General features: G+C 69.8%; 19 protein-coding genes. 13 read left to right on the top strand and 6 right to left on the bottom strand.

Annotated features, from left to right (window positions below; all coding sequences use genetic code 11):
* The first annotated feature begins 129 nt into the window (after positions 1–129).
* Positions 130–1,413 carry an adenylosuccinate synthase gene (locus tag ACWD3D_RS00850; RefSeq protein ID WP_387374195.1) on the top strand — a complete coding sequence of 428 codons (1,284 nt, stop codon included), beginning with the start codon at positions 130–132 and terminating at the stop codon, positions 1,411–1,413.
* A gap of 222 nt (positions 1,414–1,635) precedes the next feature.
* Here ACWD3D_RS00850 and ACWD3D_RS00845 read toward each other — a convergent pair whose 3' ends face one another.
* Both ACWD3D_RS00845 and ACWD3D_RS00840 read right to left on the bottom strand, forming a co-directional pair.
* A complete protein-coding gene (locus ACWD3D_RS00845) occupies positions 1,636–3,144 on the bottom strand; it encodes a PstS family phosphate ABC transporter substrate-binding protein (protein WP_451458784.1) in 1,509 nt (502 codons plus the stop codon).
* A gap of 203 nt (positions 3,145–3,347) precedes the next feature.
* Positions 3,348–5,576, bottom strand: coding sequence for a serine/threonine-protein kinase (locus ACWD3D_RS00840; RefSeq protein WP_451458804.1), 2,229 nt, complete (start codon positions 5,574–5,576; stop codon positions 3,348–3,350).
* Positions 5,577–6,095: 519 nt separating this feature from the next.
* Between ACWD3D_RS00840 and ACWD3D_RS00835 the strand changes: the two genes are divergently transcribed.
* Entirely contained in the window at positions 6,096–6,986 is an 891-nt protein-coding gene (locus tag ACWD3D_RS00835; protein ID WP_451458783.1) for a glycoside hydrolase family 19 protein, read from the top strand.
* A gap of 156 nt (positions 6,987–7,142) precedes the next feature.
* Complete coding sequence (locus ACWD3D_RS00830; RefSeq protein WP_451458782.1) at positions 7,143–7,700, top strand: hypothetical protein; 558 nt, start codon at positions 7,143–7,145, stop codon at positions 7,698–7,700.
* Positions 7,701–7,785: 85 nt separating this feature from the next.
* Here ACWD3D_RS00830 and ACWD3D_RS00825 read toward each other — a convergent pair whose 3' ends face one another.
* Complete coding sequence (locus ACWD3D_RS00825; protein WP_451458781.1) at positions 7,786–8,031, bottom strand: DUF6332 family protein; 246 nt, start codon at positions 8,029–8,031, stop codon at positions 7,786–7,788.
* A 261-nt stretch (positions 8,032–8,292) separates the two neighbouring features.
* Here ACWD3D_RS00825 and ACWD3D_RS00820 point away from each other — a divergent pair, with 261 nt between their 5' ends.
* Both ACWD3D_RS00820 and ACWD3D_RS00815 read left to right on the top strand, forming a co-directional pair.
* Complete coding sequence (locus tag ACWD3D_RS00820; protein ID WP_266707077.1) at positions 8,293–8,454, top strand: hydrophobic protein; 162 nt, start codon at positions 8,293–8,295, stop codon at positions 8,452–8,454.
* 296 nt (positions 8,455–8,750) lie between these two features.
* Entirely contained in the window at positions 8,751–9,104 is a 354-nt protein-coding gene (locus ACWD3D_RS00815) for a PRC-barrel domain-containing protein (protein ID WP_387371170.1), read from the top strand.
* Between the two features lie 1,069 nt (positions 9,105–10,173).
* Here ACWD3D_RS00815 and ACWD3D_RS00810 read toward each other — a convergent pair.
* Positions 10,174–10,827 (bottom strand): MFS transporter, encoded by a 654-nt coding sequence (locus ACWD3D_RS00810; RefSeq protein WP_451458780.1) that lies wholly within the window; start codon positions 10,825–10,827, stop codon positions 10,174–10,176.
* Between the two features lie 790 nt (positions 10,828–11,617).
* Between ACWD3D_RS00810 and ACWD3D_RS00805 the strand changes: the two genes are divergently transcribed.
* From ACWD3D_RS00805 to ACWD3D_RS00795, 3 genes are all read left to right on the top strand, one after another.
* Positions 11,618–13,000 (top strand): aminotransferase class III-fold pyridoxal phosphate-dependent enzyme, encoded by a 1,383-nt coding sequence (locus ACWD3D_RS00805; RefSeq protein WP_451458779.1) that lies wholly within the window; start codon positions 11,618–11,620, stop codon positions 12,998–13,000.
* A gap of 251 nt (positions 13,001–13,251) precedes the next feature.
* Positions 13,252–13,941 (top strand): GntR family transcriptional regulator, encoded by a 690-nt coding sequence (locus tag ACWD3D_RS00800; RefSeq protein WP_451458778.1) that lies wholly within the window; start codon positions 13,252–13,254, stop codon positions 13,939–13,941.
* Between the two features lie 344 nt (positions 13,942–14,285).
* Complete coding sequence (locus tag ACWD3D_RS00795; protein WP_451458777.1) at positions 14,286–14,936, top strand: hypothetical protein; 651 nt, start codon at positions 14,286–14,288, stop codon at positions 14,934–14,936.
* A gap of 110 nt (positions 14,937–15,046) precedes the next feature.
* Here the strand turns inward: ACWD3D_RS00795 and ACWD3D_RS00790 are convergent, their stop codons facing one another.
* A complete protein-coding gene (locus tag ACWD3D_RS00790) occupies positions 15,047–15,847 on the bottom strand; it encodes an SLATT domain-containing protein (protein ID WP_451458776.1) in 801 nt (266 codons plus the stop codon).
* A 367-nt stretch (positions 15,848–16,214) separates the two neighbouring features.
* Between ACWD3D_RS00790 and ACWD3D_RS00785 the strand changes: the two genes are divergently transcribed.
* The 3 genes from ACWD3D_RS00785 to ACWD3D_RS00775 all read left to right on the top strand — a co-directional run bounded on the left by ACWD3D_RS00785 (position 16,215) and on the right by ACWD3D_RS00775 (position 18,033).
* Positions 16,215–16,550, top strand: a complete 336-nt coding sequence (locus tag ACWD3D_RS00785) for a YbaB/EbfC family nucleoid-associated protein (RefSeq protein ID WP_328720342.1) — start codon at positions 16,215–16,217, stop codon at positions 16,548–16,550.
* A 157-nt stretch (positions 16,551–16,707) separates the two neighbouring features.
* Positions 16,708–17,307, top strand: coding sequence for a recombination mediator RecR (gene recR / locus ACWD3D_RS00780; RefSeq protein WP_266707091.1), 600 nt, complete (start codon positions 16,708–16,710; stop codon positions 17,305–17,307).
* A 66-nt stretch (positions 17,308–17,373) separates the two neighbouring features.
* The gene (locus ACWD3D_RS00775) at positions 17,374–18,033 is read left to right on the top strand and encodes a DUF5063 domain-containing protein (RefSeq protein ID WP_451458775.1); all 660 of its coding nucleotides are present in this window, start codon (positions 17,374–17,376) and stop codon (positions 18,031–18,033) included.
* An 83-nt stretch (positions 18,034–18,116) separates the two neighbouring features.
* On the opposite strand, the gene ACWD3D_RS00770 is transcribed toward ACWD3D_RS00775, so the two are convergent.
* On the bottom strand, positions 18,117–18,881 hold the full coding sequence (locus tag ACWD3D_RS00770; RefSeq protein WP_451458774.1) for an SDR family NAD(P)-dependent oxidoreductase: 765 nt from the start codon (positions 18,879–18,881) through the stop codon (positions 18,117–18,119).
* 108 nt (positions 18,882–18,989) lie between these two features.
* On the opposite strand from ACWD3D_RS00770, the gene ACWD3D_RS00765 reads away from it, so the two are divergent.
* Together ACWD3D_RS00765 and ACWD3D_RS00760 are read left to right on the top strand one after the other, a co-directional pair.
* On the top strand, positions 18,990–19,625 hold the full coding sequence (locus tag ACWD3D_RS00765) for a TetR/AcrR family transcriptional regulator (RefSeq protein WP_451458773.1): 636 nt from the start codon (positions 18,990–18,992) through the stop codon (positions 19,623–19,625).
* Between the two features lie 70 nt (positions 19,626–19,695).
* On the top strand, positions 19,696–20,718 hold the full coding sequence (locus ACWD3D_RS00760) for a hypothetical protein (RefSeq protein ID WP_451458772.1): 1,023 nt from the start codon (positions 19,696–19,698) through the stop codon (positions 20,716–20,718).
* The last annotated feature ends 213 nt before the right edge of the window (positions 20,719–20,931 follow it).

The raw sequence follows: 20,931 nt of genomic DNA, 5'->3' as shown, positions 1-20,931 counted from the left end.
GGGGCTTCGTCTATTCCGGGGCACCCGGTTCGACGGCTCAGGCTTTGTCGTACATCGTCGTATGGCAAGTACGACCTTTACGTACGCCCCTGACCTTGGACATGCCCCGCCCGGAAGGGGTGTACGCCTGTGCCCGCACTTGTGCTGCTCGGTGCTCAGTGGGGTGACGAGGGCAAGGGGAAGGCCACCGATCTCCTCGGTGGATCCGTCGACTATGTGGTGCGATACCAGGGCGGCAACAACGCCGGTCACACGGTTGTCGTAGGCGACCAGAAGTACGCACTGCATCTCCTCCCCTCCGGAATCCTGTCACCGGGTTGTACCCCGGTGATCGGTAACGGTGTCGTGGTCGACCCGGCCGTGCTGCTCTCCGAGCTGAGTGGACTGAACGACCGTGGCGTCGACACGTCCAAGCTTCTGATCAGCGGCAACGCTCATTTGATCACTCCGTACAACGTCACGCTCGACAAGGTCTCCGAACGCTTCCTCGGCAAGCGGAAGATCGGCACGACCGGCCGCGGAATCGGCCCGACGTATGCCGACAAGATCAACCGTGTCGGTATTCGCGTCCAGGACCTCTACGACGAGTCGATCCTCGTCCAGAAGGTCGAGGCGGCCCTGGAGCAGAAGAACCAGCTTCTGGCCAAGGTCTTCAACCGCCGCGCGATCGAGGCCGAGGGCATCGTCGAGGAGATGCTCCAGTACGCGGAGCAGATCAAGCCGTACGTCGCCGACACGACGCTGATCCTCAACAACGCCATCGACGACGGCAAGGTCGTCCTGTTCGAGGGCGGCCAGGGCACTCTGCTCGACGTCGACCACGGCACGTACCCCTTCGTCACTTCGTCGAACCCGACTGCGGGCGGCGCCTGCACCGGTGCCGGTGTGGGTCCGACGAAGATCAGCCGGGTCATCGGCATCCTGAAGGCGTACACCACGCGCGTCGGCTCCGGCCCGTTCCCGACGGAGCTGCTGGACGCGGACGGCGAGGCGCTGCGTCGCATCGGTGGCGAGCGTGGTGTCACCACCGGCCGTGACCGTCGTTGTGGCTGGTTCGACGCCCCGATCGCGCGGTACGCGACCCGGGTCAACGGCCTGACGGACTTCTTCCTCACCAAGCTCGACGTGCTCACCGGCTGGGAGCAGATCCCGGTCTGCGTGGCGTACGAGATTGACGGCAAGCGCGTCGAGGAGCTGCCCTACAACCAGACCGACTTCCACCACGCGAAGCCGATCTACGAGAACCTGCCGGGCTGGTCCGAGGACATCACCAAGGCGAAGACCTTCTCCGACCTGCCGAAGAACGCGCAGGCCTACGTGAAGGCGCTGGAGGAGATGTCGGGCGCACCGATCTCCGCGATCGGCGTCGGCCCCGGCCGCACCGAGACGATCGAGATCAACTCGTTCCTGTAGGGGTTCCCTCGGGAGCACCGTACGACGACGGCCGTGGGCCGGGACACCTTCCGTGTCCCGGCCCACGGCCGTTCGTGTTCTCGGGCCGTTCCGGCTTCCGGGCCGTTCCGGCTTTCGGGCCGGTCGGGTTTCGGGCCGTTCGTGTTTCCGGCCCGTTCTGGCTTCCGGTCCGGGCCGTTCGGGTTTCCGGCCCGTTCCGGTTTCCGGTCCCGGCGGTGGCCGTCAGGGGCCGTCGCCGCAGAGCGGGTACGCCTGCGGGGCCGAGCAGGGCAGGTGGCCGTGCTTGCGCAGGGCCTGCTGGTCGTGGCTGTTCACGTAGTCGAGGAAGCGGGCCGCGAGCGAGTCGGCGGCCGGTTCCCGGTAGGTGTACGCGTACTCGACCACCCAGTACGGGTAACCGTTCGTGGTGATCTTCCCGGGGGTCGCTTCCTTGCCGTCGATGGTGATGCGGTGCAGCCCCTTCGGCGCGGCCACCCCCGTGCGCAGTTCGCTGTAGCCGATCGCCCCGTCGACGGACCCGACCGCGCGCAGCACCTCGTCGGTGCTGCCCAGTTCGCACCGGGTGACCAGCGCCTTCGGGTCGTCGGAGGTGCGGCAGTCTCGGGAGGACGTGGGGATGGGCTCGTTGCCGCCCAGCACCCGGCGCTGGAGAGCTACCCGGGTGCCCGAGTTCGCGTCCCGGCTGACGAGCCGGATCTCCAGGTCGGGGTTGCCGGGGAAGTGGTTCCAGTTCCGGATCTCGCCCCGGTAGATCCGCCGCACGTCGTCGAGCGACAGGTTCTTCAGCCGCACCTTGTCGTTGACGACGAGGGAGAAGAGCACCACGGCGACCCTGCTGTTCTCGCTCAACTGCGGGTAGTTGTCCGGCTTCGGGTCGTCGGAGAAGACGACCGTGGCGGGGGAGGCGCCGCGTTCGGCGAGGAGCCGGACCCCGGCGTCGCTGCCGTGCATGTCCACATCGATCGAGGAGCCCTCGCACGCCTGCGTGTAGAGCTTCGCCAACTCGGTCACGGCCGGCTGGAAGGCGGTGGAACCCGCCACCCGTAGGGAGCCCTTGGCGCATTCGACGGGGGGCGGGGTGCGGTCGAGCGCCAGGATGATCGAGGAGAGCGTGACGACTCCGATGGTCAGAGCCACAGTGATGAACCGGGCCGCCCGGCTGAACACCGGCGGCTTCTCGTCGGGGCGGGCCGCGCTGTTGACCCGTACGTCCCCGTCCCGGATGCCGCCGACGATCCTGATCGGGCTGCCCACCTCACCGCCGGTGAGCAGTACGAGGAGCTTGAAGTGCTGGTGGCGGTTGAGGGGCACCCGGGGCAGCCGGATCAGACCGCCTTCCTGCCGCATCCCGGCGGCAGGGGTGAAGTGCTCCATCAGATGGCCGGACTCGACGGGCTGGGTGACGGCTATCCCGCGCACCGTACGGTCGGTGAACTCGACGGTCAGACCGTGTCGTTCGATGCCGGTGTAGTCGTCGCGGGAGATCGACTGCGAGCCGTCGTTCTCGATGCGCAGCAGGACCAGGGTGGCGTCCGACATGTCGGGGGTCTCGTCGAACAGCCCCAGCCGGACGTTGACGCCGCTGCCGATCGGGGTGTCCATCTGGACGCGGTACCCGATGCGCCGCTGGGCCGGGATGCGGCGCTCGTACCAGAGCACCCCCACGGAGACCAGCACGCCGACCGCGGCGGTCGCGACGGCCACGACGTTCTCGGCGCTCAACCATTCCACCGCTGCCTCGCACTCCTTCGTGCGTACCGAACCGGGCGTGCACGGCGCGCCCTTGGGCGGCCCACGGTACGAGCGGGAAGGCGGGGACGGAGCGGCGGAAGGTGTGTCGTCGGGCGGTGTTCGTCTCCTGTTCAGCTCGCACCCGGGAATGGGCCGTTCAGTTCAACTCGGTTGGCCGGTGCGCCTGTTCGGGGCGGTGGCTCTCAGGAGGATCTGTAGTACTCGCCGGCTTCGTCGTCCGTTCCCATGCCGTGGACCAGAAGCCGTTCGCGTCCCTCGAAGATGTCGATCCGCAGGTACTGCGAGCCGCTGGAGAAGCAGTCCGGGTCGGAGCGGTCCACCGCCGCGACCGTGTCCGGTCCGGCGATCAGCAACTCGCCCACGCCTCCGACGACCGCGGTGCTCGCGCAGTCGACGGGATCGGGGGCCGGTAGCCCGGTGTCGAAGTCCAGCTTCGGGGTTCTCGACACGTACCGGATGAGCGGGGCGCCCACCGGTCCCTGGGTGACTGTGAGGTCGTACTGGTAGAGATGCCTTCGCCGGGGGCCGGGTTCGGGCATGGGGGCGCGCTTCCAGTACCCGAGGAAGGTGGCCGGGACGGCGCGGGGGCCGCTCGCGGCGCGACGGAACGTGGAGTGGACCGCCCCGGACGTCCATTCCACGATGTCGGGGGAGCGCAGGGTCAGCGTCTGACGACCGGCCGGGGTGCACCGGCCCGCGGGGATGCCGGTGGTCACGTCGCTCTCGCCGAAGACGATGTGGGTCTCGTCGGCGTCGACGAGAACGGAGCGGCCCATGCAGAGACGCTCGCCGAAGACCTGGAGGTACGTGGCGGTCCTGTGGCCCCTGGCACCCTGCTCGATCTCGATCCGGCCGGTTTCGTACGGGGCGTCCGCGGCGCCCTTGAGTACGCCTTCCCAGGCGCCGAGGAAAACCTCCGGGATGTCGCCGGGACCTGTGTTCCCCCGGTGGCGTGGGCCGGTGCCGGTGCCGGTGCCGGTGCCTTCGGCGCCGTAGCCGTAGCCGTTGCCGTCGCTGGTGTCCTTCGCGGGATCGGTGGAGCCTCCGGAGCCGCCGAATCCGCCGAGGGTGCCGAGCCCCCCGGGGGTGTAGTGCTGGAGGGCCAGGCCCGCGCCGAGGAGACCGGTCACCGCGTAGGCGGCGACCAGCACGGTACGTCGGCGGGGGTGGCCACCTGCCGGGTTGCGGGTGGGGACTTGGGAGGGGGTGCGGGTGGTGGCGGCGGGCGCTGCCGGGGGTGTGGAGGGGGACGCTGCCGAGGGTGTGGCCGGGCCGTCGGGCGGGGTGGGCGCAGGGTGGGCGGAAGGCGCCGGAGGCGTCGTTCCGTGCGTGCGGCCGTGGGCCACGGTGCCTGCCGGCGCGGCACCTTCCGGGGCGGGCGTGTCCGCGTCCAGCAGCTGGGCCGCCTGGGAACCGAGCATGGCCAGGAGTTCGGGCGGCAGCCATGCCTGGGGCTGTCCGCCCCGCCGGGGCGGAGCCGACCGGGCCAGTGCTTCGGCGGTGGGGCGGCGGTCCGGGTCCCGGTCCAGACACGACCGCACCAGCGGGTCCAGTTCGGCGGGTAGCGCGGTCAGGTCCGGCTCGTTGTTCGCGATCCGGAACATGATGGCGTGCACCCCGCTGTCGGATGCGCCGAAGGGCTGTACCCCGGTCGCCGCGTACGCCAGGACCGCGCCCACGCAGAAGATGTCCGAGGCGGCGGTGACCTTCTCGCCCCGTACCTGCTCGGGCGACATGAAGCCCGGGGAGCCGATCACCGCGCCGGTGCTGGTCAGACCGCCGTCCGTGACCGTCTCCACGGCACGGGCGACACCGAAGTCGATGATGCGCGGGCCGTCCACGGTGAGCAGGATGTTCGACGGCTTCAGGTCGCGGTGGACGAGTCCTGCCGCATGGACGTGGGTCAGCGCCTGACCGAGCCCGGCGGCCAGGAACCGTACGGACTCGACGGGCAACGGTCGTACGTCCGGGACGCCTTCGCGTCCGCCGCGCTCGCCGGCTCCCCGCCGTCGCCCGTCGCCCCGCGCGGGAACCCCCCGCGTGTGCCCGGCCGGCCGCGGCTCGTCCAGCGGATCTCCGCCTTGCGCGTGCTCGTCCTGTGGGTATCCGTCCTGCGCGTGCTCGTCCTGCGGGTATCCGTCCCGCGTGTGCTTGTCCCGTCGGGTGCGCGGGTCGCCCACGACGGTACGGAGCGAGGGGCCGGGTACGTAAGCGATGGCGACCCACGGCAGCGCGGCTTCCGTGTCCGACGCGATCACCGGAGCGGTACCGGCTCCGCCGACGCGCTCCAGCGCGGCGACCTCCCGGGCGAACCGGATGCGGAACTCGTCCACCACCGCGAACTGGGCGTGCACGACCTTCACCGCCACGGTCCGTCCGCCCTCCGAGCGGGCGAGGTAGACACGTCCCATCCCTCCGGTGCCCAGGCGGCCGAGCAGCCGGAACGGGCCCACGCGAGGAGGATCTTGAGGAGTCAGCGGGTCCACGTCCGGGATACTCGCACACTGGTCGCCCGGGTCGCGCGGTCCCGCGCCCCGACCGCCGAAGCGGAATGCGCCGGGAGGGTGTCGCCCGCACGGAGATCCTGCCGTGCGCCAGGGTTGCGGTGCCGATCGACATTCCGCACTGATGTGCGGTGCAGGGGTGGTGGAGCGGGGTGGGCCCGACCGATTCTTTTGACGACGGGCCGGGCCGCCCGATGTCGCTTGTGGCCCAACAGCTGTGTCAATAAGCCCTGTTGAGAGTGGTTCGAAGGGCCTCGTCGGCCCGGGAAATCCGCGCGGGGAGCTCCGATGGACGACGAATGAAGCTTGGTCCAGACCTTGACAGGTCCAGACCATTCTCGCTTGAGTGTCCGCACCCCCACCAGACGACGTGCCCCCGGACCGGTCAGAAGTCCGGACGCAGCGTCGCACCGAAGGAGTGATCACGTGTTCCGACGCGTCATGGGTCTTCTCGCCGCGGCAGCGGCCGTAGCGGCAACGGTCGTCATTCTTCCCGCCGGTTCCGCCTCCGCGGCGACCTGCGCCCCCGCCTGGAACTCCTCGTCCGTTTACTGGGGCGGCGACTCCGCCTCCCGCAACGGGCACAACTGGACCGCCAAGTGGTGGACCCAGAACGAGATCCCCGGCAACACCGACGTCTGGTCCGACGCAGGCACCTGCGGCGCCGGCGGTGGCACCACCAACCCCCCGAGCACCTCCGGCTTCGTCGTCAGCGAGTCGCAGTTCAACCAGATGTTCCCGAGCCGGAACTCCTTCTACACGTACTCCGGACTGACTGCCGCCCTGAGCGCATACCCGGGCTTCGCCAACACGGGCAGCGACACGGTCAAGCGCCAGGAGGCGGCAGCCTTCCTCGCCAACGTCAGCCACGAGACGGGCGGGCTGGTGTACGTGGTCGAGCAGAACACGGCCAACTACCCGCACTACTGCGACACCTCGCAGTCCTACGGCTGCCCGGCGGGCCAGTCCGCGTACTACGGTCGCGGCCCGATCCAGCTGAGCTGGAACTTCAACTACAAGGCCGCCGGTGACGCCCTCGGCATCAACCTGCTGGCCAACCCGAACCTGGTCCAGACGGACGCGGCCGTGGCCTGGAAGACCGCCCTCTGGTACTGGAACACCCAGAGCGGCCCGGGCACGATGACCCCGCACAACGCCATGGTCAACGGTGCGGGCTTCGGCGAGACCATCCGCTCGATCAACGGTTCCATCGAGTGCAACGGCGGCAACCCCGCTCAGGTCCAGAGCCGCGTCAACTCGTACCAGTCGTTCACCTCGATCCTGGGCGTCACTCCCGGCTCGAACCTGAGCTGCTGATTCCCTCCCCGCTCCGGGGACCCTCCCCGATCCGCTTGCGCTCCACCGTTTCCACCCCCTCCTTCGCATGACCGGGCGGGGGGTGCGACCGGCCACCGGCCGTGCCGCACCCCCCGCTTCGGCGTGCCGGAGGCAACGTTGGCAAGATCCGTGTGCATGACACCCGAGACATCCGACAACGGCAGTCTGCCCACTCCCACCACGACCACCGAGCGGGTCGCCCTCGTCGACCACGTGCTCGGCCTGCCGTTCCCGCAGGGCGACGAGGCGGAGGACAGCGGGGTACGGAGCAGTGGCCCCGGACACCATCTGCTCATTCTGCGGGCGAGCGAGGACTTCTGGGACGGGCCGCACGAGGAGACGGCGGAACCGGCCGAGGAGGAGATCGAGGCAGAGTTCAGCGCCGTGGCGACAGCGCTCACCGAGCGATGGGGCGAGCCCGAGACGATCGACCTGTGGCCCTGGCTGGCGGGTGACGACGAGACGGAGATGGCTTCCGCGGCTCCCGAACCCCTGGGGCAGCTCTGCAACCTGGCCGGCAGCATGCAGGTCTGGCGCATCCCCGGCACCACCCGCTGGCTCGGCCTCACGGTGGGCCAGGCCGACCCCGAGTTCCCGATCTGGCTGCTTGCCGCAGTCGGTGAGGCCGAGGTACTGGAGGCCGGCGCCCGGGGCGAGGAGGAGACCGGGGACGACGACTCCTCCGCGCTCTGAGCCCGCACACGGGGTGGCTTGGCGGCGGGACCCCGCCGGCCTCTGGGGCTGCCGGCGGTGGCGGAGAGGTGACAGGGCCGGCTGTTCAGCGCCGGTGTTCTCCGAACCGCCACAGCACGTGCACGACGCGGAACACCGCGAGTACCCCTCCGACCGACGCCCCTGTGATGAGCAGGACCCTGTCGGTGGTGGGTGAGAGGTCCCAGACGACCGCGGGACCGGCGATCGCGGCGAGCATGACGGCTCCGAGGAAGCACGCGCTGAGCAGCGCGTAGCCGATCTCCACGGTGATCTCGTCCCGGTCCTGCTGACTGCGTCTCCGCGTTTCCATGTCCACAGAGTGGCAGCGGGCGCGGGACAGGTCCAGCAATGGGCGCTGGGGCCGGGGTCGGGGACATGGGGAGGGGCGGGGCTGAGGCGGGGGCGGGTGAGTTGCGGAACGCTGCGTCGGTGGACGTGGGGGCGCCCGCCGGGGAGGGCCGGTTGCCGGAATGGCATCGTCGGATGCCCCGTAAATTCATCGAGAAACAGGTGAGTTCGCGCGTGTGGGGCACGACCGTAGGGGCAACAGAAGCTCTGGAGGTTGATAATCATGGTTCCCCTGCTTCTCGTTCTTCTTCTGGCCGTCATTCTTTTCGGTGCGGGATTCGCGCTCAAGGCGCTGTGGATTGTCGCGGCGATCGTCCTTGTTCTCTGGCTGATCGGCTTCGTGGCCCGTCCGAAGGGTGGCAGCCATCGCTGGTACCGGTGGTAGTTCGTAAGAACCACTGGAACGAAGTTTTCTCTGAACGAAGAGGGTCCGCTCCCGATGGGTGGGCCCTCTTCGGCGCTTCCGCGCGCCTTGCGCGGCGAACGGACATGGAATTCATGGGACCGAACTCCATGTGGGGTTTCATCAGATGGAGCTGCTGAAAGAGAAAGAGGAATCGTGGCGCATGAGCGCGGCGAGGGCGGGCAAGCGAAGTTCAGGACGGGAGCCGCTCACTGGCGGAAGATCCCGTGCCGCTGAGCAAGTCACCACCTTCCGGCAACGAGAGAGGAAGCCTGGATATGAGCGAGAACATCTGGGGCTACCAGCCCACGGCCGGCCACACTGCGGGCGCCGATCTGATCGGCTACAAGGTCGAAGCGACCGACGGCAGCATCGGTAAGGTCGACAAGCACTCCGACGAGGTCGGCTCCTCCTACCTGGTGGTCGACACCGGGGTCTGGATCTTCGGCAGGCACGTCCTGCTTCCGGCGGGCACGGTGCGCCGGGTCGATCTGGAGGAGAAGCGGGTCTATGTGGACCTCGACAAGGAGCAGATCAAGAGCGCTCCGGAGTTCGACAAGGACTCCCACCTGGGAAACCCCGAGTTCTTCGAGACCACGGGTGAGCACTACGGGCGTCACCGTCGTATCTGACGCCACCGTGCGTCAGAACGCGGACGGGCCCCGGCGCCGAGTGACTTCCTTCCCTCCAGGGGATCGTTCCCGAGGGGAAGTCGCGGAAGCGAGACCGCCGCACGCGGCCACGGGAACCCAACGGGTCGGATCGGGCAGAACCTCTCTGCCCGGTCCGGCCTGTTTTCCGTGTGCCTGCACGGCTCCCCTGCGGATCTACTGTGACGAGTGCGGGCCGTGCTGAACGCTGTCGACCGCGAGATCGGTGTGATCGTCGGTCGCATTGGGTTCTCGGCATTGGGTTCTCGGGCGTTTCTTTCCTCTCCGTCGTCGGTTCTGAATGGTGGGTGCTCGCGGCCAATCGTGAATCGACGACGAAATGCGTGCGTGGGTAGGGGAGTCGACAGTTTCGAGATCGGTTTATGGGCGAGCGCACGCGTTTCGGGCACCCCTGAACTGGGCGGGTGGGGCGCGACGGCGACGGGGGCCGCAGCCTCCAACCGGCCGCCCGGGATGACCCCATTGCGTGTCATCCGGCCCTGCCTCTTCCTCGGGACTTGCCCAGGTTCCACGGAATATGCTCGAAGGGGTGTGGGCAAGGTGAGGCTCGATGGCCGCGAAGTCGGCTTCCGGGTCTTCTCGCAGACTCGGGGCGAGATGATTCCGTGCGATCCCGCCCGGACTTTTTCCGGACCCGGTGTGCGGTTGGCCACCGGTGGAAGTCCTGACGATTCCGCCGTACGACTTCGGCGCGGCGAGCAAACCGAGGAGGGTGAGGGCGATGGCCCGGCTGAGCGCCGACGAGTTGGACGCCGGTGCGCGCGAACTCTTCATCGTGGTGCCTTTCCTTCGCGCCGGCTGCCCTTGAGGAGGGGAGCCGACCTGCTTGGTCCGTCACCCCTTTACAGAGCACCGACCGGTCGGAAAGGTTGAGGTAGCCCAGCCCCACATCGCACGAACGGGTGACGCGCACACCCGCGCAACCCTCGCTGCCCCCAGGGTTGGTGCCGATTCCGATTCCGATTCGGATCCCGATTCCGATGCCGCTGCGGGTATCGGAACTCCCACGAATCCGGGCCCAGCTGCACTGTCAGTCGATCAAGTCGCTGAGCGTCACGTACATCTCGACCTGGTTGGCACGGTTCGGGTTCAGGCCGATGCACAGGTCCCGCCGGTCGAGCAGCCAGCCGTTGGGGCGGCATTTCTCGTGGGTGATGCCGAGACGGCGGACGATCTCCTGGTACGAGAGACCGCTCTCGCTGCCGATCGTCAGTAGGCGGTAGCAATTGCTGGAACCGCAGCCCTCGCTCTGTGACTCCACGGTCAGCCCTGCGGGCAGGACCGGTATGGCGGAGGCGGAGGGAGTCGATGCCCCTGTCAGGACGAGGGCGTACAGCAAGGAGGCGACCAGGGTGAGCGCGAACTGTGTGCCGAGCACGCCGATCGCCCCGTTGCGGCGGATCGTCCAGGAGTCCTGATCGGGCGCCGGTCCCTCCTCCGAACGCTCCCAGACGACCCCGGCCGCGACGATCAGCGGTGCGACGACTGCGAAGACGAGGTGGGCGTCGGGCCTCGGCACCACCGTCAACCACAGGTGCTGGACGGCCACGAGCAGACCGCCGACGGCTGCCAGTGCCACGGCAACGGCTGTCCCCACGAGAGGGGTTCGCGCCATGCGCCACCACACCAGCAGAGGGAGGACGGCGTAGGCGAGACCTACCAGCGTCCATGCGAGGGCTTGCACGAGGTGACGGCCTCCCGGGCGGGTACCGGCACGACGGCAGGCCGAGCGCCGGTACGACGGATGCGGGCTGCGTCGGCAGCCGATCTGAGGGACGTCGTAGGGCGGTCGCCCGGTTCCTGCCGGCGCCGGCTCCGGGGCCGACAGGCGCCACTGGTGGCTGCGGTCGGGCGGGGCGGGGTGGAGGTTTGGCGGGCTCGGCCGTACAGGATGTGGTGAACTGGCCGGGATGCGCGCGATGTTGATTGGGCAGGGGTGAATGTCCGCTAAGTCTGAGTCGGCGAAGTTGGACTGGAAGCCGTCAGACGTCGGATAAACCCGCAGGTCAGGAAGAGTGCTACCCGCGCGTGCGGGGATGGTCCCGTGGCGCTGAACCCGTTCTCGTCCACGAACTCGTGCTCCCCGCGTGTGCGGGGACGGTCCCACCATCAACGTGGTGAAGGCGAACAGGAGCGGGTGCTCCCCGCGCGTGCGGGGATGGTCCCTCGGTCGGGCACGGGACCTCGACGCAGGTCTTGTGCTCCCCGCGTGTGCGGGGATGGTCCCACGCACCCTTCCCCTCCTTTCGCTGACGCGGGGAGCTCCCCGTGCGTGCCCGGGCCGTAGCGGCTCTCGCGCACGCCGGTGCATCGCTCCCCGAGGCTGCGGGGCTCGGGCCAGGGCGCCACGCGCACCCGTGCACTCCTCACCGCGCGCCCCGGCGTGTGGCCCCCGCAGTCCGTCGACCCGTGCCACCAACTTCGAGCCACGTGGTCATGGAGTGGCGCACCTCGCAGCCCCTACGCTCTCCGGCATGACCGCTGAAGCCCTTCGTGGCCCCCGAGTCCCGTTCGTCGACCAGGCTGCCGGTGCGGCGGTGAAGGCCGCCGACCGGGCGCACGTCTTCCACTCCTGGTCCGCTCAGGGCCTGCTCGATCCGCTCGCCGTGGCGGGGGCGGAGGGCTCCTACTTCTGGGACTACGACGGGAACCGCTTCCTCGACTTCACGAGTGGGCTCGTCTTCACCAACATCGGCCATCAGCACCCGGTCGTGGTGGCCGCGATCCAGGAGCAGGCGGCCAAACTCGCCACCTTCGCACCCGCGTTCGCGATCGAAGCCCGGTCCGAGGCAGCGCGGCTGATCGCGGGGCGCACCCCGGGCGACCTGGACAAGATCTTCTTCACCAACGGTGGAGCCGAGGCGGTCGAGAACGCCGTGCGGATGGCGCGGGTGCACACGGGCCGCACGAAGGTGCTTTCCGCGTACCGCTCGTACCACGGGGCCACCTCGGCCGCGATCAACCTCACCGGCGACCCGCGCCGTTGGGCGTCCGACAACGGTTCGGCGGGGGTGGTGCGGTTCTGGGCGCCGTTCCTCTACCGCTCGTCGTTCCACGCGACGACCGAGGCGGAGGAGTGCGCCCGCGCCCTCCAGCACCTGGAGGACACCATCGCCTTCGAGGGGCCCGGCACGATCGCGGCGATCGTGCTGGAGACCATCCCCGGCACGGCGGGCATCATGACCCCGCCGCCCGGTTACCTTCCGGGCGTGCGCGAGATCTGCGACCGGTACGGCATCGTGTTCGTGCTGGACGAGGTGATGGCCGGCTTCGGGCGTACCGGGGAGTGGTTCGCGGCCGACCACTACGGGGTGGTGCCCGATCTGATGACCTTCGCCAAGGGCGTCAACTCCGGTTACGTGCCACTCGGCGGGGTGGCGATCAACGCTGAGATCGCGGCAACCTTCGAAACCCGCCCCTACCCCGGCGGGCTCACCTACTCCGGCCATCCGCTGGCCTGTGCCGCAGCTGTCGCCACGATTCGGGTGATGGAGGAGGAGAAGGTGGTGGAGGGAGCCGCGCGCCTCGGCGAGAAGGTGCTCGGGCCGGGGCTGCGCGAGCTGGCCGAGCGTCACCCCTCGGTCGGCGAGGTGCGGGGTGTCGGCGCGTTCTGGGCGCTGGAGCTGGTACGGAACCGGGAGACGCGCGAGCCGCTCGTCCCGTACAACGCGACGGGGGAGGCCGCAGCGCCGATGGCCGCATTCGGGACGGCGGCGAAAGCGCGAGGGCTGTGGCCCTTCATCAACATGAACCGCACCCACGTCGTACCGCCCTGCAACGTCAGCGACGCCGAAGCGCTGGAGGGCCTCGCGGCACTGGACGAAGCGCTGACGGTCGCGGACGGCTACACGGTCTGAAGGACGAACGAGCCCGGGGTAGCCCGGCTCAGGGCTCCGCCGGCAACACTGCCCGAACCGACATTGACGCCGAACGAGTCATCTACGGGAGAAATGCCCGATATTGGTTTCATGTGCGGGAGAATTTCCTGCCAGAAGCGACGCGCTCCCGAACCTGTCCCCGTATCGCCCGCTCCGCCCACCCTGCCCGGATCCGGGCAGGGTGGGCCTGCCTTAAGGTGTCTCGAACAGAAAAATGGGGAGGGAACGGGATGAGCCCGAGCGGAGGTGTGACCCGCAACACGCTGCGCCGCCAGATCTCCGGTGCGCTGCGTGACGAAGTGCTCGCGGGGCGTCTGCCGTCGGGCAAGGAGTTCACCGTCAAGCAGATCGCCGAGCAGTACGGGGTCTCCGCGACGCCCGTCCGTGAGGCGCTCTTCGACCTCGCCTCGCAGGGCCTCCTCGTCTCCGACGAACACCGCGGATTTCAGGTACGCGCGTTCACCGCCGAGGACTACCGCGCCATCGTGCAGGCTCGTTCCGTCATCGTGGAGGGCGTCTTCAGCGGCTGCCATCCGATCACGGTCCGGGGCGACGCGATGACCTCCGTCCGGCGCCGCGCCTCCGAGGCCGCACGTGCCGCGAGGGGCGGAGACCTCGATGTGCTGATCGGTTACGACTTGCGCTTCTGGCGGGAACTGAGCGCGTTCGTCGGCAACCCGAACATCAGCGACTTCCTCGCGACTCTCCGCGTCCAGGGCTGGGTCTTCCTGGTGCACCGGCTGCGGTCGAGTGCGGAACGGGACCGCCTGCTCTGGCTCGACCACGAGGCGCTCGCCGAAGCCGTCACCGCCGGGGACCGGGCGGCTGTGCTGGCGATCCTGCGCGCGTACTACGCCCGGGAACGGGAATGGGCGGACCGGCTCCTGATCGCCGAGCTGAGCGCGACGGACGGTCGCTGAGGCATACCGGCCCCAGCCCTGATCCGACCCGACCCGACCCGACCCGACCCGACCCGACCCGACCCGACCCGACCCGACCCGACCCGATCCGGCCCGGCCCGGCCTGACCGGCCCCCAGCCCCAAAGTGTCGGCCCAGGCCCAGAACCCGGCCCAGAACCCGGCCCGGCCCCGGACGCGGCGGGACACATGTGACTCCCTGCGGCGCTTGCGGCACCTGAGGCATCCCGCCCCCGTGGTGTCCGGATTCGTCCCGATCCCGTGACCGCAGAGACCCTGTGCGTGGCCCACCTGCCGCATTACGCTGTCCCGACGAGCGCCCAACCCCGTGTGAGAGCGAGACTTCGTGGCCTGTGACCTGTGGCTCGTCCCCCTCGTCGATGTGCTGTGCCACAGCCCCGACAACCCCTTCGCCGAAGAGATCGCCGTCTTCGACAGCGCGCTGGGGGAGGCAGGTCTCCCGCCCGTCCCCGTGTACGCGTACATGCCGGGCCTCACCGGGGACGTGGCCCCGGTCGCGGGGTTCGACTACGAGGCGCTGCACTTTCTGCGCCGGGCCTATCTGCTCCAGCTCAGCGGGCTGGCGGTCACGCCCGTCGACGCTCTGGGCGGGGACTACGAGCAGCTCCTGGAGATGTTCGAGCAGAGTGCTCAGCAGTCGCACCTGGTCTGGCACTTCGACCACGCGGGGGCGTACGTCCCGGTGGACTTCCCGGTTCCGCTCTCCAACGACGCACTGCTGGAGGGCGGCGGTCCGCTCGGGTCCTCGCACGGCCTGCTGCGCGAACTGGAGTTCGTCGCCCCGTCCCTCGGCATCGACCCCGCGAACCCGCCGGCACCGCCCACCCCGCCCACCCGGCCCACCGAGCTGGAGGAGCCGGCCGAGCCGATCGCGTACGACGAGAGTCCGTTCGCCCGGGAGCGGCACGTCTGGCTGGGCCTGCACGCGGCGGCGACCCGCAGCCTCGCGCAGGGCTCGATGATCGTCTTCAGCTGACGCCCACGCCCACGCCTACGCCCACACCCGCGCCTACGCCCACACCCACACCCGCGCCCACGGCTGCGGCGAAGACGGCGATGGCACCGACCACGGCGACGGCACCGACCTCACCGGGGCGGCTCGGGCGGTCGTTGCCGTGGCATGTTCGGCCGGGTCACCGAGGGGATCGAGAAGCGGCCCGGCGGCCCGGTCTGCTCGCCCCGGCCGATGCCGGCGCCCGTCGCCAGAGACTGCATCCCCATGGGGGCGGGCCCGGCGCGGAACTCCACCATCCAGTCCGCCGTTTCGGACCGCACGAGTTCGGTGATGTCCTCGGAGAACCGGCGCAGCACCCCGAGGCAGCGCTCGGCGGCCTCGCTCGCGGTGCCTTCGGTCGGGCCCAGTACCTCGCGTACGGACTCCGAGGCCCATTCGAACTGGAGTACCTGGAGCCTGCGCTGTACGGCTTGCGCGGTTGCCAGATCCCTTATCCAGCCGGAGGTCAGGCCGAAGTACCGGTCGCAGGCCATGCAGGCCGCGCCGAGCAGCAGCGAGAAGTAGCCGTACCCTGCCGCGCCCTCCAGCGCGCCCGTCAGGTCGAGCAGCGGCAGCGTCGCGCCCGCGACGACGCCGACCGAGGTGCCGACGCGCAGTCCGCGTGCGCCGCGCCGCTTCCACGTGCGGTCCTTCAGATACCAGGCGGCCGTCTCCAGCGCCCCCGTCTCGACCCACCGGTACAGCTCGTCCAGGCGTTCGGCGGGCTCGCCCCAGTCGCCGAGCGGAAAGGGGCGCGCGGTGAGATCGCGTCCCGGTCCCTCCGGGTGGCCCGCTTCCGGGGCGGAATGCGTAATTCCGGTGCTGTCACCGGACGACCCCGCAGTGGATTCCTTGCGGGGCGGCCCCTCGGGCGGCATCTCCGGCTGGCTCACCGGGGCACTCCTCTGCACTCTGCGTGGAACTACGGAGGGTCTGTCTCGGGTAACTCCACTGACTTTCATCGACTCCGCCGACTGGCTCGCTGCGCCGGCGCCGGTGATTGGCCGTGCTGACTCTGCGTTACCGGGGTGTGATGATGTGTGGCGGTACGCATGCCCTTCCTACCGCCGAATGGTGGGCCGTGGGAGCGAAAACGCGGTATTACAGCGTGCTGTCGGCCTCTGGTCAGGTATAGGGCGTTTCCTTGGCGCCGCAAATCTCACTCGAAAGAGTTGCGTCCGATGGGTGGAGCGGGGCACCCGGCGAGCACGTAGGCTCGTTTTAGCCAGACATCCGCCCTCGAAAAGCCCAGGAGTGACCATGATTCCCGGTGGTGGTCAGCCCAATATGCAGCAGCTGCTCCAGCAGGCCCAGAAGATGCAGCAGGATCTCGCGGCGGCCCAGGAGGAGCTGGCGCGGACCGAGGTGGAGGGTCAGGCGGGTGGTGGCCTGGTGAAGGCCACCGTGAACGGCTCCGGTGAGCTGCGTGCCCTCGTGATCGACCCCAAGGCGGTGGACCCCGAGGACACCGAGACGCTGGCCGATCTCGTCGTCGCGGCGGTCCAGGCGGCCAACGAGAACGCCACCGCGCTCCAGCAGCAGAAGCTGGGCCCGCTGGCACAGGGCCTGGGCGGCATGCCCGGGCTCCCGTTCTGACCCGGTACTTGAGCGTGCCCAGTCGGCCCACGGTCGGGCAGCCGGGCGTGTTCCCGGTCGGGCCGGGCGGACTCCCGCGCTGAGCCGTCCGGCACCTCTATTGGTACCCGCGCGTACCCACTACGGTACGAGCAGGAATTGAAGGAAAGGCGTTCCGTTGTACGAAGGCGTTGTTCAGGACCTCATCGACGAACTGGGCAGGCTCCCGGGCGTCGGTCCCAAGAGCGCGCAACGGATCGCCTTCCACGTTCTGCAGGCGGAGCCGACCGATGTGCGGCGCCTCGCCCATGCCCTCCTGGAGGTCAAGGACAAGGTCCGTTTCTGCTCGGTCTGCGGCAATGTCGCGCAGCAGGAGCAGTGCAACATCTGTCGCGACACCCGCCGTGACCTGACGGTCATCTGCGTGGTCGAGGAGCCGAAGGACGTCGTCGCGATCGAGCGGACCCGTGAGTTCCGGGGCCGCTACCACGTGCTCGGCGGCGCGATCAGCCCCATCGAGGGTGTCGGCCCCGACGATCTGCGCATCCGTGAGTTGCTGGCGCGGCTCGCCGACGGTTCCATCACGGAGCTGATCCTGGCGACCGACCCGAACTTGGAGGGCGAGGCCACCGCGACGTACCTGGCGCGGATGATCAAGCCCATGGGGCTCCGTGTCACCCGTCTCGCCAGTGGTCTGCCGGTGGGCGGCGACCTGGAGTACGCGGACGAAGTGACCCTGGGCCGCGCATTCGAAGGGAGACGGCTTCTCGATGTCTGACGCGGGTACGTTGCAGAGGTTCCAGCCAGCCGCCGTTCGTGCAGGTGCCCACGGGAGGTCCCCTCGATGTCTGACGCCACGCTGAACTCCGTCACGCAGGACCCGGACGACTTCGCCGTCCAGATCGCGGACCAGATCAAGACGTTCATCGTCGCGGTCACCGAGGTGTCCAAGGTCCAAGAGCCGGAGGAGGCTGTTCCGGTCCTTCTCCTCCAGGTGTCGCAACTGCTGCTCGCGGGAGGTCGGCTCGGCGCGTACGAGGACATTCTCCCGGACGAGCCGTACGAGCCCGACCTGGGCGCCGAGCCCGACGCGGACGGGCTGCGGGAGCGTTTCGCCGCGCTGCTGGAGCCCATCGACGTCTACTCCGAGGTCTTCGACCCGTACGAGCCCCGCAAGGCGCCCGTACCGCACCGGATCTCCGACGACCTGGCCGACCTGGTCACCGACCTCGGTCACGGTCTCGCCCACTACGACGCGGACCGCACGGCCGAGGCGCTGTGGTGGTGGCAGTTCTCGTACTTCTCCAACTGGGGCTCTACGGCCTCCGCGACGCTGCGGGCGCTCCAGTCGCTGATCGCGCACATCCGTCTCAACCAGCCGCTGGCGGAGCTGGACGGGCTGGACACCGACCAGGACCCGGGCGACGACGACCTCGCCGAGGCCGCGGGTCTGGTGATGGTCCAGGAGATCGCGGGCCCGCTGGGGCTGCGCCCGGTGAAGTAGCGCCGGAGCCGGAGCCGGAGCCGGAGGGGCTGGGACGCGGGAGCGCGCACCAGCCCCTCCGGTCCGGTCCGGGGACGGACGGGTCAGACCGCCGACCAGCCGTTGTCCACGGCGAGGATCACGCCGTTGATGTTGCTGGCCGCGTCCGAGGCGAGGAAGACGATCGCTGCGGCCTGCTCCTCGGCGGTGGCCGGCTTGCCGACGTTGCCCATGTAGGAGCCGAGGACGGCCGGGCCGAGCGCCTCGCGGTCGGCGTTCACCTGGATGTTGGTGATGGTGCCGCCCGGGGCGATGGCGTTGGTGCGGACGCCCTGGGCGCGGTACATGACGGCGGTCGACTTGGTGAGGCCCGCGATGCCGTGCTTCGACGCGGTGTACGCGGCGCCCGCCGCCGAGCCGCGCAGGCTCGCCTCCGACGCGGTGTTCACGATCGCGCCCTTTCCGGCCGCCAGCATGTGCGGGAGCGCGGCCCGCGTCAGCAGGAACGGCGCGGTGAGGTTGATGCGGATGACCCGCTCCCACTCGGAGTCCGTGACGTCCGCCGCCGCCGACATGGAGTCCATGATTCCGGCGTTGTTGACGAGCACGTCCAGGCCGCCGAAGGTCTCCACGGCGGTGCGCACGACTTCGTCCACCACGGTCTGCTCGCTCAGGTCGCCCACCACCGCGACGGCCGTGCCGCCGTCCGCCGTGATGTCGGCGAGGGTCTGCTCGGCCCGCTCCTTGTCCAGGTCGGCGACGAGGACCCTCGCACCCTGAGCGGCGAACCGGAGGGCGGTGGCCCGGCCGATGCCGCTGCCCGCGCCGGTGACGACGACGCTGCGGTCCTGGAAGTCGGTGGTGCTCATGGTGGTGCTCCCTTGCCTTGATGTTCCCTTTCGGACTGTACGGTTTTTTGGCGCACAGTGCCAGAAAGGCGCTTCGCGCCATAGTGCGGAGATCGTTAGGGTGGACCCATGGGAGACGCTCCGACCTACGCCTCGCGGTCAGCCCGCCCCGGCCGCCCACCCCTGACCGAGCGCCGCAAGGCGGCCACCCGGCTGGAGATCGCGGAAGTCGCGGTGAGGCTCTTCGCGGAGAAGGGCGTCGCCGCCACCTCCGCCGACGAGATCGCGGCGGAGGCGGGCGTTTCGACCCGCACGCTCTGGCGGTACTTCCCGACCAAGGAGGCGTGCGTACAGCCGCTGCTCGCGGTCGGCGTCGACTCGCTCGCCGAGGCGCTCCGCGACGGCTCCGGACACGAGCCGCTCATCGACGCGCTGGAGGCCATGCGGCCCGACACCATGCGCCCGACCGCCGGATCGGCGGACGTGCTCAGCCTGGTACGGCTCACCCGCACCGAACCGGGGCTCCGGGCCGTGTGGCTCCAGACCCATCTGGAAGCCGAGTCGGTCCTCGCCGAAGCCATCGCCCAGCGCACCGGGGAGTCCCCGGACGCACTCGCGCCCCGGGTCGCCGCCGCGATGATCAACGTCGCGCTGCGGGTCGCCGCCGAGGACTACGCGTGGAATCCGCAGCGCTCGGACCGGGCCCTGGACGAGGTCGCGCGCGAGGCGTTGCGGATCGCGGCGGAGGTCCTGCGGCAGGGCTGAAGCTCCTGGCTCCGGACGGGCCGGCGGAATCCGGGCGCGGTTGAGGGGCCCCGGCCCGTACGGTCGGCCCATGACGAGGACCACGCCGGACAGGCCGGTGTCGGTGGAGGCGGTGTTTCCCGAGCTGGCCGCGTGGCGGGGCCGGACGACGCGTCTGCACCCCAGGCCCGGGCGGCCCGGTGTGCGGGACAGTCATGTCGGCGGCCCGATGCTGTGGCCGGAGGGTGAAGCGTGGCCGGTCTGCCACGAGCCGCATCTGCCGGAGGCCGAGGGGTACGCACCCGACGAGATCCGCGCCGCACGGGCGGCGGGAGGCCACCCGCCCGAGCGGCGGTGGCCCCGCGTCGAGGCGGACGGGCCCGCCCCCTTCGTCGGGCTTGCCCAGCTTTTCCGCCGTGACGTCCCGGGGCTGGCGGCAGGGCCCGGCGGCGCCGACCTGGTGCAGCTCTTCCGCTGCCCCCTTGCCCATGGGCCGCACCACGAACGCCGTTACCGCCTGCACTGGCGACGGGCCGAGGACGCCGGGCGGGCGGAGCGGCTCCTCACCGCGCCCCCCGAAGCGGCCCTGCTCCGGTGGGAGCACGAACTCCCCGAGCCGTGCGTCCTGCACCCGGAAGAGGTGGACACCTACCCCTGGGCGGAAGAGGGCTCGCTGCCCACCGAGTTGATCGCGCGCGTTGACGCCTGGGACGAGGCTCAGGAGCGGGAACACGGTCCGGACGCCCTCAGCTACCAGTACGACCTCTCGATACCGCCCGGCTGGAGGGTCGGTGGCTTTCCCAGCTGGGCCTCCACGGGTCCGATGGTCGTCGACTGTGCTTCCTGCGGGGCCCCGTCGCGTCTGCTGCTGACCGCCGAGGGCTACGAGACGGAGGGGCCTTCCTGCAGCTGGGTGCCGTTGGAGGACCGCGACCCGCCCCAACGGGGCAGGACGTCGAGCCGGGCCGGGGCGCCGAGTCGGGCAAGGGTGTCGATCCGGGGCGCTGAAGCCGTGGTCCGGCCCACCCGGCTCCGCTTCGGCCGCGACCGGGATCTGCATGTCTTCGTCTGCCCGGTCGATGGGGAGCATCCGCCCCGGTGGGTGCTTTCCTGACGTCCTTTCGGACGTCGTGTCGGCCACCTTCCGATCCACGGACGAGTGATTTTCAAGGCAGTTGGTTGCCGGACGGAATTGTCGGCGTATTCGCAGGTCCGCCCGGAGCTCAAGCCCCGAGCCCCGGGCTCCGAGCAGCGGGCTCCGAGCCTTGAGCCTCGAACTCCGAGCCCCTTTTTGCAGGAATGGGTGGTCAGGTTCAATCCCACCCAC

The organism is Streptomyces sp. NPDC002690, from assembly GCF_053592415.1.
This window is presented reverse-complemented; position numbering and strand designations above follow the sequence as displayed.

What these genes read in the sequence shown, in the direction of transcription:
- ACWD3D_RS00785 (WP_328720342.1), top strand. Translation starts at nt 16,215, where the DNA reads ATGATTCCCGGTGGTGGTCAGCCCAATATGCAGCAGCTGCTCCAGCAG.
- ACWD3D_RS00825 (WP_451458781.1), bottom strand. Translation starts at nt 8,031, where the DNA reads ATGGAAACGCGGAGACGCAGTCAGCAGGACCGGGACGAGATCACCGTG.
- ACWD3D_RS00775 (WP_451458775.1), top strand. Translation starts at nt 17,374, where the DNA reads ATGTCTGACGCCACGCTGAACTCCGTCACGCAGGACCCGGACGACTTC.
- ACWD3D_RS00800 (WP_451458778.1), top strand. Translation starts at nt 13,252, where the DNA reads ATGAGCCCGAGCGGAGGTGTGACCCGCAACACGCTGCGCCGCCAGATC.
- ACWD3D_RS00815 (WP_387371170.1), top strand. Translation starts at nt 8,751, where the DNA reads ATGAGCGAGAACATCTGGGGCTACCAGCCCACGGCCGGCCACACTGCG.
- ACWD3D_RS00760 (WP_451458772.1), top strand. Translation starts at nt 19,696, where the DNA reads ATGACGAGGACCACGCCGGACAGGCCGGTGTCGGTGGAGGCGGTGTTT.
- ACWD3D_RS00830 (WP_451458782.1), top strand. Translation starts at nt 7,143, where the DNA reads ATGACACCCGAGACATCCGACAACGGCAGTCTGCCCACTCCCACCACG.
- ACWD3D_RS00805 (WP_451458779.1), top strand. Translation starts at nt 11,618, where the DNA reads ATGACCGCTGAAGCCCTTCGTGGCCCCCGAGTCCCGTTCGTCGACCAG.
- ACWD3D_RS00765 (WP_451458773.1), top strand. Translation starts at nt 18,990, where the DNA reads ATGGGAGACGCTCCGACCTACGCCTCGCGGTCAGCCCGCCCCGGCCGC.
- ACWD3D_RS00840 (WP_451458804.1), bottom strand. Translation starts at nt 5,576, where the DNA reads ATGGGACGTGTCTACCTCGCCCGCTCGGAGGGCGGACGGACCGTGGCG.
- ACWD3D_RS00820 (WP_266707077.1), top strand. Translation starts at nt 8,293, where the DNA reads ATGGTTCCCCTGCTTCTCGTTCTTCTTCTGGCCGTCATTCTTTTCGGT.
- ACWD3D_RS00770 (WP_451458774.1), bottom strand. Translation starts at nt 18,881, where the DNA reads ATGAGCACCACCGACTTCCAGGACCGCAGCGTCGTCGTCACCGGCGCG.